The 16,789-nt window shown below is 67.9% G+C and carries 17 protein-coding genes, 1 other RNA gene and 1 pseudogene; 9 read left to right on the top strand and 10 right to left on the bottom strand.

Annotated features, from left to right (window positions below; translation table 11 throughout):
• Positions 1–22: 22 nt before the first annotated feature.
• Together ssrA and AC1DY7_RS07400 are read right to left on the bottom strand one after the other, a co-directional pair.
• Positions 23–394: a transfer-messenger RNA gene (gene ssrA, locus AC1DY7_RS07405) on the bottom strand.
• Positions 395–610: 216 nt separating this feature from the next.
• The gene (locus AC1DY7_RS07400) at positions 611–1,444 is read right to left on the bottom strand and encodes a maleylpyruvate isomerase family mycothiol-dependent enzyme (protein ID WP_477493001.1); all 834 of its coding nucleotides are present in this window, start codon (positions 1,442–1,444) and stop codon (positions 611–613) included.
• A 95-nt stretch (positions 1,445–1,539) separates the two neighbouring features.
• Between AC1DY7_RS07400 and AC1DY7_RS07395 the strand changes: the two genes are divergently transcribed.
• The 8 genes and pseudogenes from AC1DY7_RS07395 to AC1DY7_RS07360 all read left to right on the top strand — a co-directional run bounded on the left by AC1DY7_RS07395 (position 1,540) and on the right by AC1DY7_RS07360 (position 9,168).
• Positions 1,540–1,752, top strand: coding sequence for a hypothetical protein (locus AC1DY7_RS07395; RefSeq protein WP_477493000.1), 213 nt, complete (start codon positions 1,540–1,542; stop codon positions 1,750–1,752).
• An 18-nt stretch (positions 1,753–1,770) separates the two neighbouring features.
• Complete coding sequence (locus AC1DY7_RS07390; RefSeq protein ID WP_477492999.1) at positions 1,771–3,537, top strand: serine/threonine-protein kinase; 1,767 nt, start codon at positions 1,771–1,773, stop codon at positions 3,535–3,537.
• A gap of 29 nt (positions 3,538–3,566) precedes the next feature.
• Entirely contained in the window at positions 3,567–5,351 is a 1,785-nt protein-coding gene (locus tag AC1DY7_RS07385; protein WP_477492998.1) for a serine/threonine-protein kinase, read from the top strand.
• Between the two features lie 80 nt (positions 5,352–5,431).
• Positions 5,432–6,154 (top strand): CDP-alcohol phosphatidyltransferase family protein, encoded by a 723-nt coding sequence (locus AC1DY7_RS07380; RefSeq protein WP_477492997.1) that lies wholly within the window; start codon positions 5,432–5,434, stop codon positions 6,152–6,154.
• Complete coding sequence (locus tag AC1DY7_RS07375; RefSeq protein ID WP_477492996.1) at positions 6,151–6,753, top strand: lysophospholipid acyltransferase family protein; 603 nt, start codon at positions 6,151–6,153, stop codon at positions 6,751–6,753. Before AC1DY7_RS07380 ends, AC1DY7_RS07375 begins: the two co-directional genes overlap by 4 nt.
• Positions 6,737–7,585, top strand: a complete 849-nt coding sequence (locus AC1DY7_RS07370) for a phosphatidate cytidylyltransferase (RefSeq protein WP_477492995.1) — start codon at positions 6,737–6,739, stop codon at positions 7,583–7,585. The genes AC1DY7_RS07375 and AC1DY7_RS07370 overlap by 17 nt, the downstream gene beginning before the upstream one ends.
• Positions 7,582–8,121 (top strand): annotated as a pseudogene (locus AC1DY7_RS07365) (ATP-binding cassette domain-containing protein); the annotation flags it as partial. The gene AC1DY7_RS07370 and the pseudogene AC1DY7_RS07365, both read left to right, overlap by 4 nt.
• Before the next feature lie 90 nt (positions 8,122–8,211).
• On the top strand, positions 8,212–9,168 hold the full coding sequence (locus AC1DY7_RS07360; RefSeq protein ID WP_477493232.1) for an ABC transporter permease: 957 nt from the start codon (positions 8,212–8,214) through the stop codon (positions 9,166–9,168).
• 68 nt (positions 9,169–9,236) lie between these two features.
• Here AC1DY7_RS07360 and AC1DY7_RS07355 read toward each other — a convergent pair whose 3' ends face one another.
• From AC1DY7_RS07355 to prfB, 7 genes are read right to left on the bottom strand one after another with little or no spacing between them, the layout of a single operon-like run.
• Positions 9,237–10,079: an EamA family transporter gene (locus AC1DY7_RS07355; protein WP_477493231.1), complete on the bottom strand. Its 843-nt coding sequence runs from the start codon at positions 10,077–10,079 to the stop codon at positions 9,237–9,239.
• Positions 10,076–10,570, bottom strand: a complete 495-nt coding sequence (smpB, locus tag AC1DY7_RS07350) for an SsrA-binding protein SmpB (RefSeq protein ID WP_477492994.1) — start codon at positions 10,568–10,570, stop codon at positions 10,076–10,078. Before smpB ends, AC1DY7_RS07355 begins: the two co-directional genes overlap by 4 nt.
• A 2-nt stretch (positions 10,571–10,572) precedes the next feature.
• Entirely contained in the window at positions 10,573–11,466 is an 894-nt protein-coding gene (ftsX, locus tag AC1DY7_RS07345) for a permease-like cell division protein FtsX (protein WP_477492993.1), read from the bottom strand.
• Positions 11,467–12,156, bottom strand: a complete 690-nt coding sequence (gene ftsE, locus AC1DY7_RS07340) for a cell division ATP-binding protein FtsE (protein WP_477493230.1) — start codon at positions 12,154–12,156, stop codon at positions 11,467–11,469. It abuts the gene before it with no gap.
• Between the two features lie 35 nt (positions 12,157–12,191).
• Complete coding sequence (locus AC1DY7_RS07335) at positions 12,192–12,737, bottom strand: hypothetical protein (RefSeq protein ID WP_477492992.1); 546 nt, start codon at positions 12,735–12,737, stop codon at positions 12,192–12,194.
• Positions 12,734–13,645 (bottom strand): mechanosensitive ion channel family protein, encoded by a 912-nt coding sequence (locus AC1DY7_RS07330; RefSeq protein WP_477492991.1) that lies wholly within the window; start codon positions 13,643–13,645, stop codon positions 12,734–12,736. Before AC1DY7_RS07330 ends, AC1DY7_RS07335 begins: the two co-directional genes overlap by 4 nt.
• 3 nt (positions 13,646–13,648) lie before the next feature.
• On the bottom strand, positions 13,649–14,755 hold the full coding sequence (gene prfB / locus AC1DY7_RS07325; RefSeq protein WP_477492990.1) for a peptide chain release factor 2: 1,107 nt from the start codon (positions 14,753–14,755) through the stop codon (positions 13,649–13,651).
• Positions 14,756–14,896: 141 nt separating this feature from the next.
• Between prfB and AC1DY7_RS07320 the strand changes: the two genes are divergently transcribed.
• Positions 14,897–16,237: an FAD-dependent oxidoreductase gene (locus AC1DY7_RS07320; RefSeq protein ID WP_477492989.1), complete on the top strand. Its 1,341-nt coding sequence runs from the start codon at positions 14,897–14,899 to the stop codon at positions 16,235–16,237.
• Here AC1DY7_RS07320 and AC1DY7_RS07315 read toward each other — a convergent pair whose 3' ends face one another.
• The gene (locus AC1DY7_RS07315; protein WP_477492988.1) at positions 16,238–16,645 is read right to left on the bottom strand and encodes a PPOX class F420-dependent oxidoreductase; all 408 of its coding nucleotides are present in this window, start codon (positions 16,643–16,645) and stop codon (positions 16,238–16,240) included.
• Between the last annotated feature and the right edge of the window lie 144 nt (positions 16,646–16,789).

The raw sequence follows: 16,789 nt of genomic DNA, 5'->3' as shown, positions 1-16,789 counted from the left end.
GCTTGTGTGCCCTGGCCTTCTCTTGTGGAGCTGCCGGGAATTGAACCCGGGTCCTACGGCATTCCCTCAAGGCTTCTCCGTGCGCAGTCCGCTATGTCTCTACTTGGATCTCCCGGTCACGTGGACAAGCCGAGATGACGATCCCAGTCGCTGTTTGATGTCCCCACGGGTCCCGCGACCGAACCCGTGGGTGGGTCCCTCTAGCTGATGCCAGGGTCCGGGCCGAGGGCGCTCCCGGTCTGACAGACACGCAGTCGCTACTTAGGCAGCGAGGGCGTAGTCGCGCTGATTGGAATCGGCGCTTAATTGGTTGCAACGACGCTTACGGTGGTCATTTGCCTGCACCGGCACGCTTCCCTTGATTCGATGCGCGAAGTCGAAACCGTTCAGCCCCTCGCACCCCTGCCGACGTTCAGCAGGAAGGTCAACTATACCCGCACGTCCGACAAGCTCCCACTGATTAGCGAGGAGGCGGGTTTGTGCGGTCTACTCCGCTGGGCCCGGCGCGTCGCGGACGACATCGCACAAACGGGTCAGCTGGCGAACAGCGACTGACGAGTGTGGGCCTTATGCACGCCCCACAGCGCAATTGCGTGCACAGGGGCCGAGGTCAGATCACGAACGCCAGGTTCTCGACGAGACGCGTCCCCACCTCGCGGTCACCTTCGTATTCCACCTCGCCTGACCGCGTCATCGCCAGCGGCCTGCCGCCGCAGCGTCGGGTGAACTGCAGGCCGTCCATCCGGAGCATCGTCGTCGGCTCCCCGTCGAACGCTTCGACGACCGCGGCGCGCTCATCGACAGCCACCCGGATCTCGCGGGCCAGCGGCCCGGTCAACGACAGCAGCACCCTCGACCCGGCGGGCGCCTGCCCCTGCTTGCCGACAACGCGCGCCATCCCCGCCGCGATCTCGTCCAGCGCCATCGCCGCCCCGGCGCAGGAAAGATCCTCATCGGTCGACGGCCGGCCCAGGCCGTCCCGAATGTCCTCCTCGTGCATCCAGCAGTCGAAGATCCGCACCCGCATGAAACGGCCGTAGGTCTCCGGACCGACCGGCGTCGGCATCACCGCGTTCCAGCCGTCGGCCGGCATCGCCTCAAGCTCTTCGCGCCGTTTCGCCGTCACCTCGCGGAACCGCGTCAGCAAGGCGTCGGGGGAAAGCTCCCCGAGGTGCTGCACCCAGGCCTCGTTCATCTCACCGATCGGATTTCGCACATGCGTCAGCCCGGACATATCGGCGGGCGGCGCCACCTCCCCTTGCAGAATCAGCTCGGTGCCCAGGACGTAGGCAACCACGTCGCGCACCCGCCAGGCGGGCAGCGGCACCGGCGCCTCCCACCGCCCGTCGGGCAGTCCGGCCAGCAGTCGATCGATATCGCTCCAGACCCCGAAAAGGGCGGGCAACACGTCATCTTTGGACAGCACGGTGACAGGGCGGCTCACGCTGCAGACGCTACGACGACATACGGAAATCTGCACCAAGAATCCGCCAAGCGCTGGACCGCACGCTCTACCCACAGACCCACGAAAGGAACGCCATGAACAGCATCAAGCAAGCCGTCATCGCCACCGCCCTCGCGATCGCCAGCCTGGCCATCGCATCCGGGACCGCCTCGGCGTTCAACCCCCAGCCCGAGCCGCCCACCATGCCGTCCCGCGTCACCCCGGCCGAGGCACACGGCTTCAACCCGCAGCCCGATCCCCCGGGACGGCCGGTCGTCAAGGTGAACATCAACGTCAATCAGCACTGAACCGTTTATCGTGAAGCGGTGGAGGGCACGCCCTTTGGCCGCTATCAGCTGATCGAACTGTTGGGCCGCGGCGGCATGGGTGAAGTCTGGCGGGCGCACGACACCGAGATCGGCCGGGTCGTGGCCCTGAAAATGCTGCTGCCGCAGTTGACCCAGGACCCGGAATTCGAGCAGCGGTTCCGCCGCGAAGCCCGCGCCGCCGCGCGCCTCGACGACCCCAACATCGTCCCCGTCTTCGACGTCGGTGAGATCGACGGCCGGCTCTACGTGACCATGCGCCTCATCGACGGTGTCGACCTACAGCACCTGCTCGACAACGGCCCGCTGGAGCCGGCCCGCGCCGCCCACATCATCGGGCAGATCGCCTCGGCGCTGCACAGCGCGCATGCGGCCGGCCTGGTGCATCGCGACGTCAAACCCTCCAATATCCTATTGGCGCACAACGACTTCGCCTACCTCATCGACTTCGGCATCGCGCGTGCCACGACGGACACCGCACTGACCGCTGCAGACTCGACGGTCGGCACGATGGCCTACATGGCGCCCGAGCGATTCCAGACCGGGGACAGCGGACCCGCCTCGGACACGTATGCGCTGACGTGCGTGCTCTATCAGTGCCTCACCGGACAGTTGCCGTTCCCCGGAACCAACCTCGAACAGGTCGCCGTCAGCCACCTGGTGATGCCACCGCCGCGACCCTCCACCGAACTGGCCACTGTTCCGCAGGCCATGGACGACGTGATCGCCACCGGTCTGGCCAAGCAGCCCGAAGACCGCTACTCCGACATCCGCGACCTCGCCGTCGCCGCCCGGCAGGCACTGACCCTGCCCCACACCGTCAGCCAGCCACCGCCACCCGCGCCTCCCCCAAAACCTCCTCGCCGGCCCAACAGGCTGGTCATCGGTGTGATCGCCGCAGTCATGCTGCTCATCGCCGGCGGCACCGTCGCAGCCCTGACTCTCGGTGGTCACGACCGCCCGGCAGCCGCACCGAACACCGGGCCGTTCACCGGTCTGTACCGCGCGGACTTCGGTCCGACAGCCGAACCCGGGGCCGGCCCGGTGACGGCCACCTATGCCCTGCGCTCGGCTTGCCGCCCCATCGGTTGCGTCGCGACCGCGGCCCGACTCGGCGGCGACGACGGCTTCGCACCGAGCGTGCAGTTCGACGAGGTCGACGGGAAATGGCTGGCGGTCACGCTGGCCTCCGAACAATGCCGCGACGCAGCAGCCGCCGAGAGCTGGCAGGTCTTCAGACTGGCGCCGCAACCGGACGGGTCGCTGGCCGGCGACTACACCGGCACGGCCGCCAACCTGTGCGCCGTCCAACGTTCGGTGAAATTCACCCGTACCGGCGATCTCGGCGACCAGGCCGTGCCCGACCCGGCTGACCTCCCGCCGCGGGTGACCTCCCCCGCCGAGGCCCTGCACGGCCGGTACCGCCAGACACAGAAGAACGCACCCGGCGACTCACACCAAGCAGAACTCAGCGTGGTCACCGACTGCCTGCGCACCGGCGAGCGATGCATCAGCTATTTCCACGACCCCTCTACCGTCGCGGTGCCGCTGGTGTTCGCCGACGGCGCATGGACATTGAGCATCGACATTCAAGAGAAATGCACCGATACCGATCTGATCCGGGTGACGAAACAGGCTCAGTTCCCGCTACCGCAACCGCTGCAGAACCCGATCACCACACTCACCGGTCACGGGGTGCAGACTCAGGCGGCACCGTGTGCCGCCACGGTGGAGTTCGACGAAACATTCACGCGCATCGGCGATTAGCACCCCCCACCACACGCTATCGTGAGCCGATGGAGGGGACGGCCTTTGGTCGCTACCAGCTGATCGAACTGATCGGCCGGGGCGGCATGGGCGAGGTATGGCGCGCGCACGACACCGCCATCGACCGGGTGGTGGCGCTGAAAATGCTGCTGCCCCACTACGCCGCGGACCCCGACTTCGAGCAGCGGTTCCGTCGCGAGGCACGGGCCGCCGCCCGGGTCGACGACCCACACATCGTGCCCATCTTCGATGTCGGACAGGTCGACGACAGGCTCTACGTGACGATGCGCCTGATCGACGGCGTCGACTTGCAGACGCTACTGAAGCAGGGTCCGCTGGAACCCGCACGCGCCGTGCACATCATCGAACAGATCGCCTCCGCGCTGAACACCGCACACCAGGCCGGACTGGTGCACCGGGACGTCAAACCGTCGAATATTCTGTTGGCGCACAATGACTTCGCCTACCTCATCGACTTCGGCATCGCACGCTCCACCGGAGACAGCGCGCTCACCTCCGCCAACTCCACCGTCGGCACCTGGGCCTACATGGCCCCCGAGCGGTTCCGCACCGGCGAAAGCGCTCCGGCGTCGGACATCTACGCGCTGGCGTGTGTGTTCTACCAATGCCTCACCGGCCACCCGCCGTTCCCCGGTGCCGCCCTGGAACACGTCGCGCTGAGCCACCTCATGTCGCCGCCGCCCAAACCCTCCGCGGATCTCGACACCATCCCGACCGCCATCGACGATGTCATCGCCGTCGGGCTGGCGAAACAACCCACCGACCGCTACCCCAACGCTCTCGCGATGGCCACTGCCGCCCGGCGGGCGCTCACCGACCCCGCCGCCACCCAACCCTGGGTCAAGACGCCCACCCGTCCCAGATCCCGGCGCGCCCTGGTGCTCGGCGCGATCACCGCAACGGTGCTGCTGGTCGCGGGCGGTGTGGTCGCGGCGGTGACGCTGAACGGCCACGACGACAAGGCGGCTCCCGTCGCATCCGACACCGGGCCGTTCACCGGCCTCTACCGAGCAGAATTCGGCCGCGCCACCCAGCTCGACGGTGTCGGCAATCCAGGTTCACAACCCCTCACGGCCACCTACGGCATCCGTTCGGTGTGCCGCCGCAGCGGCTGCGTCGCCACCGCCGCCCGTAATTCGGGCGACAACTCGTTCGCGCCGATCATGGTGTTCGACCAGATCGGTCCGAGTTGGGTGGCGGTCGCCGTGGCCCCGAGCCCCTGCCCCAACGGGAAAGTCGACGGCTGGCAGGTGATCACCCTGCAACCGCAGCCCGACGGCACCCTGACCGGTGCGAACATCAGAACCACCCGCAACCGGTGCCAGGAGAAACGGTCGGTGACGTTCACCCGGGTCGGCGACCTCGACGCCGGCTCCGCCGCGGCCGCCGACCCTGGCGATCTCGCGCCCCGGGTGGCCTCACCCGCCGAGGGCCTGCACGGTCGATACAGCGTCGTCCGTACCTTCAGCGGCAGAGCACCTCAATCGCTGGGCGAATCCGCCGTCACCACCTACTGCCTGCGTACCGGGGACCGCTGCATGAGCTACGTCCCGTTGGCGTCCGGTGACCTGCCGATGGAATTCAGCACCGGCACCTGGGCCTGGCGTGACGATTCCGATGGCCTTTGTCCGGGAGGCACGCCGTCGCATCTGAAGGCGATGGCACAGTACGCGTTGCCTCAGCCGACGACCGATCCCATCCCCACGCTGCGCGGTCGCGGCACCTGGGTGCAGACCGGATCGTGCCCGGTGGACACCGGTTTCGACGAGACCTTCACCCGCACCGGCGACTAGGTCTCAGACCGCAAGAATCCGCCAAGCACCTGGCCGCAACCTATTCGTGACCACAAGACCCGTCACGAAAGGAGCCAGCCATGAACCAGCATGTGCCTTCCCCGCAGCGACGCCGCATGGCCGGCCTCTACGCGTTGAAGCCGTGGTTCACCGCCCGCCTCGCCCCCATCCTCGATACCGCAGTCGCCCATCACATTTCGCCCGATGTCTTCACCGCGGCAGGCATGCTTGCCGCCGCGGGAGCCGGGGTGTTCATCGCCCTGGGCTGGTGGCATCTGGCCGCAGTGTTCCTGGTGCTGCGCCTGGCCGGTGCCAACCTCGACGGAGCCGTCGCCCGCGCCCGCGGTGTCAGCCGGCCCTGGGGCTTCGTCCTCAACGAGATCGGTGACCGCACTTCGGATCTGCTGACCTTCGGCGGACTCGCGGTCTGGGCCGCCCGCCAGGACGGCCCCGGGATGCACTGGTTGTCCTGGACCGTGCTGCAGGTGGTACTGGCCGCACTGGCGTCGACGCTGCCCACCTTCGCCTCACTGGCCGCGGCGGGCGCCGGCGCCACCCGCATCAACGGCGGGCCGCTCGGCAAGACCGAGCGCTGCGTCTTCACGGTGCTGGCCACCGCGTTCCCCGGACTCATGCCGATCCTGTTGGCCCAACTGGTCAACGGCTCGCTGATCACCACCGCGCTGCGGCTGCGCAGCGCGCACCGTGAACTCAAGCAGGCCGCCGACGACGCGGTGACCGTGCCGATGCGGCGACCCGTCACCAACCTGGTGACCCGGCCGATGCGGGCGGTGGCGGCGTGAGCGCGCTGCGGCACTGGCTGTGGCGCACCGTCTGCGGCGCGTCGGGCGGTGTTACCGTCACCGGACGCTGGCAGGTCAGCGGCGGCGCCGTGGTCGTCGCCAACCACTCCTCACACGCCGACAGTGCGGTCCTGCTGGCCGCACTGCCCTCGTCTGCGAAGGCGAAGTTCGGTGCCGCCGCGGACTATTGGTTCGACGTCCCGATCCGCAGGATGATCGCCAGCTCGCTGGTCGGCGTGCTGCCGCTGCGTCGCTCGGGCGACGGTGGCTACACCGCCCTTCTGGAGGCCGCCGGCCCACTGCTGCGGCAAGGCCACACCATCGTCATCTACCCCGAAGGCACCCGGTCCATGGACGGTAGCATCGCCGAGTTCCGTTCCGGCGCAGTACGCCTGGCGCAGGACTGCGGGGTGCCGATCATCCCCGTCGCACTGCTGGGCACCGCCGCGGTGCTGCCGAAGGGCGGCAAGTTCACCCCCGGCTCCCCGATGCAGGTGCGCATCGGCAACCCCGTCGACCCGCGGCACACCACGGCCGCTCAGCTGCGCGCCGAAGTTGTCGCATTGCAGACGGGGGCGCGCCATGCCCTCGCTGCTTGAGACCGTGCGCTTCGACCGGGGCCCCTGGTTCCTGCCGATCCTGACCGTCGCCATCCTCGCCGTCGCCGGCATCGCGGTGCTGATCTCACGCAAACCCGAACTGATCCGCAAATGGCGCACCTGGGTGCTGATCGCCCCCGCCGTCGGTATCCCGACCCTCCTCGGAACCGGCACCACCGCCGCATTCGCCGCGGCGCTGGCGGTGGTGGCCGTCCTCGAATACGCGCGCCTGGTCCGCCTGGGCCGCGCCGACACCGTCATCCTGATCGCACTGGCCGTGGCCTACCCCGCGGCGGCCTGGTTGCGCCCGTCGCTGCTGGGCCTGACCCCGCTGCTGATCCTGCTCTGCGCGGCACCGTCGGTGTTGTCCGGCGACATCGAAAATGGTTCGCGGCGAACCGCTTTCACCGCCTTCGGCTCCATCTGGATCTGCTGGGCGCTGGCGCACCTGGTCCTGCTGTGGCCGGACGCCTTCCTGGTGTGTTTCGCGGTCGCTGCCACCGACGTCGCCGCCTGGTGCGGCGGGAAAGGCCTGCGGTTCATGGCCTGGGCCCGCCGGCCCATCTCCCCGCTGAGCCCGAACAAGACCCTTGGCGGCGTGGTCGGCGCGATTCTCGGCGCCACCGCGGTGCTGTTCCTGCTCGGTACCGTCTCGGTCGGACTGGTGCTCGCCGTCTCGCTCGGCGGCCTGTTCGGCGATCTGCTCGAATCGATGCTCAAGCGTCAGGCCCAGGTCAAGGACGCCGGCGACTGGCTGCCCGGATTCGGTGGCCTGCTCGACCGCATCGACTCACTCCTACTGGCCCTCCCCCTGGTGTATGTACTGACATGACAACGCAATTGACCGACCTCAGCCTCGACGTCTACGACGTCACCCTCGATACCCGCCTGGACTCGGTGTCGTTCACGGCCCGACCCGGCACTCTGACCGCGCTCATCGGTCCGTCCGGCGCAGGCAAGTCCACCCTGGCCGGCGTGCTGGCCGGGGCGACACAGCCCGATTCGGGGACCGTGCGCTTCGACGGCAGCATCGGCATGGTCCCCCAAGACGACATCGTGCACGGAAAGCTCACCGTCGCAAAAGCTTTGCACTATGCGGCCGAGTTGCGGGGCGCCAGCCCGCGCGTCATCGCCGACGTGCTCGCCGAACTGGAGATGACGGCGCACACCGGCACCCGCATCGACAAACTGTCCGGCGGACAACGCAAACGGGTGTCGGTCGCCATCGAACTGCTGACCGACCCGGCGCTGCTGATCCTCGACGAACCGACCACCGGCCTGGATCCCGCGCTGGACCGCCAGGTGATGACCATGCTGCGCGCGCTGGCCGACGCAGGCCGGATCGTCATCGTCGTGACGCACTCGCTGGCGTTCATCGACGTCTGCGATCAGGTACTGCTGCTGGCCCCCGGCGGGAAGATCGCCTACTGCGGCACCCCGACCGACCTCGGGCCGGTCATGGGCAGCACCGACTGGGCCGAGATCTTCGCCGGCCTGTGCACCGATCCCGAAGGGGCCCAACGCCGTTACCTTGAACGGCGGTGGGCGCCCAGCGCGCCGCCACGGCTGCGGCTGATCAAGCTCGCGCCGACACCGCCCCTGCACCGGGTGACCCGGTGGGATCAGTTCCTCATCCTGGCGCGCCGCCAGGTCCGGCTGCTGCTGGCCGACCGTGGGCATGTCGCGTTTCTGGCCGTCCTGCCGCTGCTCGTCGGGATTCTGCCGCTGACGGTGTCCGGGCACGCCGGGCTCCTCACCGCGGCGGCGTCGGCGCCGTTCGAAGCCAAGCAGGTGATCGCGCTGACCAACTTCGCCGCCATCCTGATGGGCGTCACCCTCACGGTGCGCGACCTGACGGGCGAGCGCGCACTGTTCCGCCGCGAGCAGGCCGCCGGGCTGTCGGCAGGGGCCTACCTGTCGGCCAAGATCGCGGTGTTCGGCGCGGTCGCCGTGCTGCAGTCGGTGCTGCTGGTGCTCATCGTCAACTTCGGTAAGCCGGGACCGGCGCACGCGGCGGCGCTGGGCAGCCCACGGCTCGAACTCGTCGTCGGTGTCGCCGCCTCCGGTCTGGTGGCCGCGATCCTCGGCCTGGCCATCTCGGCCGTGGCCCGCACCGCCGATCAGGTGATGCCGCTCCTCGCGGTGACCCTGACCGCGCAACTGGTGCTGGCCGGCGGATTCATCCCGGTGACGGGCCGCCCGGCGCTGTCGGCGATCGCGTCGTTCACGCCGGCCCGGTGGGGTTTCTCGGCGACCGCGTCGACGGCGGATCTGAGCAACCTCGTGGTCGGCGTCGCGCAGGACGGGCACTGGCAGCACACGGCCAGCGCGTGGCTGTTCGACATGGTGATGCTCGGGGTGCTGGCGGTCGGGTTCGCGGGCATCGCCCGATGGCAGTTGCGTCGCAGTCGCTAGCCGCGAGGGTGCGCAGAAAGCCACGAAACACGGCGGGTCACTGTGCAGACCCGCACGCTCGCCGGCAGTTAGGTAGCGATCATGGCGACCGCGGCCAGGGCGGCAACCATGCCGACCACCTGCCAGCGGGTGACCTTCTCCTTGAGCACCAGCAGCGCCAGCGCCACCGTGCCCGCCGGGTAGAGCGAGATCAGCACCCCGGTCAGCGACAGCAGCGAGTTCTGCAGCGCCAACAACATGGCCACGTTGGCGACGGTGTCCAGCACACCCGCCGATATCGCGAGCCGCAGCGGCACCCCGGTCGGCACCTTCAACTGCCGGGCGGCAAGCGCGATCAGCACCACCATCACCGACGCGGCGACGCGGGCGAACACCAGCGGCCACAGTCCGGCCTCGTGCGGGGCCTGATCGATCACCACGAAGTTCAGCCCGAACGCCAGCCCGGACCCGAGCGTCAGCCAGGCGACCTTGGTGGTGAACCGGTGCTCGGTGACGTCTTCATCGGAGACACCCCGGGAGACGAGCACCACCGCGACCAGCGCTACCGCGATACCGGCCAGGGCCACCGGTCCGGGCCGTTCGCCCATCAGCACGCCGAAGCCGACGGGGACGCCGGCCACCAGGATCGCGGTCAGCGGCGACACCACCGAGATGGGACCCGAACCCAGGGCGGCGTAGAACCACCACACCCCGAACGCCTGGCAGAACCCGCACAGCAGGCCCCACCACACCGCGGGCCCGGTGACATGCCCGCCGACGAAGAACGCCAGCACGGTCAGCAGCAGCAAGGCCACCGGGTAGGAGACGATCACCACGCGCAGCGCGGCGACCCGGCGCGAGGCGATACCGCCGACGAAATCGCTCACCCCGTAGCCCGCAGCGGACACCAGCGCGAGGATGACCCCGATCAGCGCATGCCCTTGTTGCGCCGGCCCATCTCGCGGATGATCTCGCGGTCCGCATCACGCTTGGCGAGGTCCTGGCGCTTGTCGTGGGCTTCTTTACCGCGGGCCAGCGCCAACTCGACCTTGACCTTGCCGTCGGTGAAGTACAGCGACAACGGCACCAAGGTCAGGTTGCCGTCGCGGATCTTTCCGACCAGGTTGTCGATCTCGCGCCGGTGCATCAGCAGCTTGCGGTTGCGTCGCGGCGCATGGTTGGTCCAGGTGCCGTGGTGATATTCGGCGATGTGCAGGTTGCGCAGCCAGATCTCGCCGTCGTCGACGGTGGCGAACGCGTCGACCAGCGAGGCCTGACCTTCGCGCAGGCTCTTCACCTCGGTGCCCACCAGCACCACGCCGGCCTCGTACACATCCAGGATCGAATAGTTGTGCCGGGCTTTGCGATTGGTCGCGACGACCTGGTTGTTGGCCTTGTCGGGCTTGGCGGGTTTCTTGGACATCTCTATCTTCGGACGTACAGACGCAACGTGACATAGGCGGTGACACCCGCCATCGCCACGCCCACGAACAGCAGGGCGGGGGTGATGTAGAAAATGTCAGCGTAGTCGATGGGCGCAATCAAATTAGCCTGCGTGAACTGGCTGAGCGCCTTGTCCAGGAACAATGCCCGCACCACGACCAGGCCGAGGATGGCCAGCACCACACCGATCAGCGCGGCCAGCATCGCCTCCACGAGGAACGGCAACTGGGTGTACCAGCGGGTCGCGCCGACCAATCGCATGATGCCGATCTCGTTGCGCCGCGTGTACGCCGCGACCTGCACCATGTTCGCGATCAGCAACACCGCACCGATCGCCTGCACCAGCGCGACCGCGAACGCGACGCTGCTGATCCCGTCGAGCACGGCGAACAACCGGTCGATCAGGTCCTTCTGGTTGAGCACGTTGAGCACCCCGGGCTGGCCCTGCATGGCCTGGTCGAAGTCCTTGTGCTGCTCGGGATTGTCGAGCTTGACGATGAACGACGCCGGGAACGCTTCCTTGCCCGCGACGTCCTTGTACTGCGGGAACTTCGTCACCGCGTCGTCGTAGGCCTGGTCGCGGTTGAGGAAACGGACGGACTTCACGTCATCGCGGGACTCGATCTGGGCGCGCAGCGCCTTGCACTGATCGGAGTCGCACGTGAGGTCGTTGGCCGACACGTCGTTGGTCAGGAAGACCTGGCTCTCCACCCGGTCCAGATAGATGGTCTTGGAGTGGTCGGCCAGCAGCACCACCAGCAGACCACCGCCGAACAAGCCGATCGAGATGGCCGTCGTCAGGATCATCGCCACCGTCATGGTGACGTTCCGACGAAAACCGGTCAAAACCTCATTGATGAGGAAGCCAAAACGCACTTAGCGATCCATTCCGTAGACGCCGCGCTGTTCGTCGCGGATGAGCCGGCCCAGTTCGAGCTCGATGACGCGCTGACGCATGGAGTCCACGATGTGGTGGTCGTGCGTCGCCATCAGCACGGTGGTGCCGGTGCGGTTGATCCGCTCGAGCAGATCCATGATGTCTTTACTGGTCTCGGGGTCCAGGTTGCCGGTGGGCTCGTCGGCGATCAGCAGCAGCGGCCGGTTCACGAACGCCCGCGCGATGGCCACCCGTTGCTGCTCGCCACCGGAGAGCTCGTGCGGCAGCCGGTTCGCCTTGCCCGACAGCCCGACCATCTCCAGCACGTCGGGCACCACCCGGTTGATGACGTCGCCGCGCTTGCCGATGACCTCGAGGGCGAAGGCCACGTTGTCGAAGACCGACTTCTGCTGCAACAGCCGGAAATCCTGGAACACGCAACCGATGACCTGGCGCAACTGCGGGATGTGCCGGCCGGAGAGCTTGTTGACGTGGAATTTCGAGACGCGGATATCGCCCTTGGTCGGGTGTTCGGCCGCCAGCAGCAGCCGCATGAACGTCGACTTTCCCGACCCGGAGGGGCCGATCAGGAAGACGAATTCACCCTTGTCGATCTTGAGCGACACGTCATCGAGCGCGGGCCGCGCCGAGGATTTGTACTGCTTGCTCACTTTGTCGAGGGTGATCATCACGGCACGCCAGTGTAGCCGGAAGGTGACGCGTGTCAGGTCGCGCTGCGTGCGGGCAGCGGTGGTGTCGCCGGCGCCAGGCCGGGATCGATCGTCGTCTGCGTCGTCACCGGCGGCGCCGCGCCCGGCAGGACGGGCAAGGTCAGCGGCGGAATCGGGCCGGGGCCGTCCGGGTCGATCACCGTCGTCGTCGGCGCCGACCCGGGTGCCGTCGCGGAGGGCACAGTAGTGGTCGGTGGCACACCCGGAAGGGTCGTCGTGGTCGTGGTGTCCGTCGGCTCGGGCGACTCCGTCGTCGTCGGGGTCGTCGTCGTCGTGGTGGTCCGCGTCGTGGTGGTGCGCGGGGCTTCGACGTTGGTGCGCGGCACCCAGGTGTAGTCCGGGTCGGGTACGAAACCGGGCGGCACCACCTGCTGGGCCGGGACCGCGGGCGCCGGGGCGGGCGGTTGGTAGGTGTTGTACACCCAGGACGTGACGAAGAAGGCGAGGATCAGCCCCGCCGTCGACGTCCGCATCCGGCCCCAGAACAGATAGGCCGGCCACTGCCGGCTCTCGCCTTCGCGGCGCAGGGTGAACTTCACGGTTTGGGCTCCTGCGCCACGGCGGGTGCCAGGGTCGAGCTCTCGGCGGGCGAGGCGATGCCCGCGCCGGCCAGGGACGCGATGACCAGCAGCCGCAGCCGCCGGCCCACCTCGAACTGCTTACCGGGCAGGGTGCGGGCCACCATCTGCAGGTTCACGGTGTCGACCTGGATGCTCTCCACACCCATCACCTGCGGCTTGTCCAGCAGCAGCTCGCGCATGTGCGGATCGTTCATCGCGGATTCGCAGACGCCGTTGAGCAAGTCGTTGACGGTGTGCAGGTCGGCCGTCTTCGGCACCGGGATGTCCACCACCGCGCGCGCCCAGTCCTTGGACAGGTTGACCGTCTTGACGATCTGGCCGTTCGGGATGGTCAGCATCTCTCCTTCGGAAGAGCGCAGCTTGGTGACCCGCAGCGTCACGTCGGTGACGGTGCCCTCGGCGGGCAGCGCGATACCGGAGACCGTGAGCGCGACCAGGTCACCGAAGCCGTACTGCTTCTCGGTGATGATGAAGAACCCCGACAGCAGGTCCTGCACCAGCCGCTGCGCGCCGAAACCGAGGGCGGCACCGATGACCGCGGCGGGTGCCACCAGGGAAGCGATCGGGATCTCGACGATGTCGGTGAATTCGACGAAGACGATGACCACGAGCATCGCGATGGTCACCCAGGAGATCACCGATGCGACGGCCTGGCGGTGCTTGGCGGTCTCCGATCGGACCAGCGCGTCACTCTCGCGGAAGTCCGCGTCGATGCGCTGGGTGAACTTCTGCGCGATCCAGTTGACGAACCGGGCCGCCAGCATCGCGGCGAGCACCAGCAGGACTATGCGCAACCCGCGGGTGAGAACCCATTCGCCGATCTCGCCCCGCCAGAAATCGTGCCAGTGCTGCGACCACCAGTTCACGGGCTACTCGTCATCTTTGCGGTTGCGCCAACGGATCCCGGCCTCCAGGAAGCCGTCGATGTCGCCGTCGAGAACCGCCGCCGGGCTCCCGACCTCGAATTCGGTGCGTAGGTCTTTGACCATTTGATACGGGTGTAGCACGTAGGAGCGCATCTGGTTGCCCCACGAACTTCCGCTGTCGCTCTTGAGGGCGTCCATCTCGGCGCGTTCCTCCTGACGCTTGCGCTCCATCAGCTTGGCCTGCAGCACGCGCATGGCCGAGACCTTGTTCTGCAGCTGCGACTTCTCGTTCTGGCAGGTGACGACGATGCCGGTGGGGATGTGCGTCAGGCGCACCGCCGAGTCGGTGGTGTTGACCGACTGACCGCCCGGGCCGCTGGAGCGGTAGACGTCGACCCGGATGTCGCCTTCCGGGATCTCGATGTGGTCGGTGGTCTCGACGACGGGCAGCACCTCGACCTCGGCGAACGACGTCTGGCGGCGGCCCTGGTTGTCGAACGGGCTGATGCGGACCAGCCGGTGGGTGCCCTGCTCGACCGACAGGGTGCCGTAGGCGTACGGCGCGTGCACGGCGAAGGTGGCGCTCTTGATGCCGGCCTCTTCGGCGTAGGACGTGTCGAACACCTCGACGGGGTACTTGTGCGCTTCGGCCCAGCGGATGTACATCCGCATCAGCATCTCGGCCCAGTCCGCGGCGTCGACGCCCCCGGCGCCGGAGCGGATGTTGACCAGCGCCTCACGCTCGTCGTACTCCCCCGACAGCAGGGTCCGGACTTCCAGCGCCTCCAGGTCCTCGCGCAGCTGGGCGCGTTCGGCGTCGGCTTCGGCCCTGGCGTCCTCGCCGCCTTCTTCTTGGGCCAGTTCGTAGAGCACCGGCAGATCGTCGATGCGCTGTCGCAGTTCCTCGACGCGGCGCAGCTCGCTCTGCGCGTGGGACAGGCTGCTGGTCACCTTCTGCGCATTGGCCTGGTCGTTCCACAGGTTCGGATCGGTGGCCTCGGCCTCCAGCGTGGCGATGCGCGCGCGCAGACCGTCGACATCGAGCACCCGCTCCACGGTGGTGAGCGTTCCGTCGAGTGCGGCGATATCTGCAAGTAGGTCTGGATCCACGAAAATTGAGCGTACCGGCCGCTTATCCAGACTCGGCCCTCGATCGGCGCGGCGCGGCTAGCATCGGCCTGGTAAATGGTCCGGCGACGTCGCGACAGCCCCTTGCGCGCCACCGGTCAGCCTCACGAAAAGGCTTTGCGCATGCGCCCGTACCACGTGGCGATCGTCGGCTCGGGACCCTCCGGGTTCTTCGCCGCCGCCTCGCTGTTGAAATCAGATCACGACTTTCGCGTCGACATGTTGGAGATGTTGCCGACCCCCTGGGGCCTGGTGCGGTCGGGGGTGGCGCCTGATCATCCGAAGATCAAATCGATCAGTGCGCAGTTCGTGAAGACGTCGGACGACCCGCGGTTCCGTTTCTTCGGCAACGTGAAGATCGGCGAACACGTGCAGGCGTCGGAGTTGGCGGAGCGCTACGACGCGGTGGTCTACGCCGTCGGCGCCCAGTCCGACCGCGCCCTGGGGATCCCCGGCGAGGAACTGCCCGGCAGCGTCGCCGCCGTCGACTTCGTCGGCTGGTACAACGCCCATCCGCACTTCGGGGAGGTGACTCCGGACCTCAGCGCCGACCGCGCGGTGGTGATCGGCAACGGCAATGTGGCGCTGGACGTCGCGCGCATCCTGATCAGCGACCCGGAGATCCTGGCGCAGACCGACATCGCCGACCACGCGCTGGACCTGCTGGGTCCGCGCGGGGTCCGGGAAGTCATCGTGGTGGGCCGGCGCGGTCCGCTGCAGGCTCCGTTCACCACGCTGGAACTGCGCGAGCTCGGACACATGGAGCAGATGGCCGAAGTGGACATCGTGGTGGACCACGCCGACTTCGACGCGATCACCGACGAGGAGCTCGAGGCGGCCGGTAAGGGCGTCAAGCAGAACGTGAAGGTGCTGCGCGAGTACGCCGAAATGGTTCCGGAAGGTGCCCAGCGGCGCGTGGTGTTCAAGTTCGCCACCTCCCCCATCGAGATCCGCGGCGACGGCCGGGTCGAGTCAATAGTGCTGGGCCGCAACGAACTTGTGAACGAGGGCGGCAGGGTGGTCGCCAAGGACACCGGCGAGCGCGAGGAGATCCCGGTGCAGCTGGTGGTCCGCGCCGTCGGCTACCGCGGGGTGCCGCTGGCCGGGCTGCCGTTCGACGACCGTGCGGGCACCATCCCGCATACCGACGGACTCATCGAGGGTTCACGCAACGAGTACGTCGTCGGCTGGATCAAGCGCGGGCCGTCGGGCGTGATCGGGTCGAACAAGAAGGACTCGGCGGACACCATCGACACGCTGCTGGGCGGGCTGGGCGAACCCGGTTTCGGCGAGGAGCACGCCGCGGAGTTGATGCAGTGGCTGGTGGAGCGGCAGCCGAAGGTCGTCACCGACGATCATTGGCAGCGCATCGACGCCCACGAACGCGCCACCGGGGAGGCCCAGCACCGGCCGCGGGTGAAGTTGGTCAGCCTGGCCGACATGCTGGGCATCGCGCACGGCTGATCATTCCCCCGGCGGGTTGAGCACCTTGTCGGCTTCGATGGTGACGATCAGCCTTGTCTCATCAGGGTTTCCGCTGAAGTTCGGGTACGGGACGCCCAGGTACTTGTGGGAGATCTCGTCGATGCTCTCCCGGCCGCCTTCCGTCGTGACATCGACGACCCGGCCGCGGACGGCGTAGAACCGGCGGATGTCGTCGGGGTCTGCGATGTTCACGGCGACTCGCGGGTCGCGGGCGATGTTGCGCGCCTTCTGGTGGCCGTCGACGATGTTGATGACGACGTGCTCGCCGTCGGTGTGCACCCACGTCTCGGTGAGTTGCGGTGAGCCGTCGGGCATCAGCGTCGCCACGAAGCACGGGCTGGGCTTGGCGAGGAGGTCGAGCAGGCCTGCGGGGAGTGGTTGTGCCATGGGGTCGAGGGTAGGCGCGGCCACGCCCCGCCACCGCGAAGCTGTAGTTACGGCGACACCTACTCGCACTTTCACGCCATAACTACAGGCTCGCGAGCGGTTGTCGGTACCCGGCGCCACCATGCGTTCATGCGAAAGCTCATC

The sequence above is a fragment of the Mycobacterium sp. P2_H7 genome (assembly GCF_056403275.1).
This window is presented reverse-complemented; position numbering and strand designations above follow the sequence as displayed.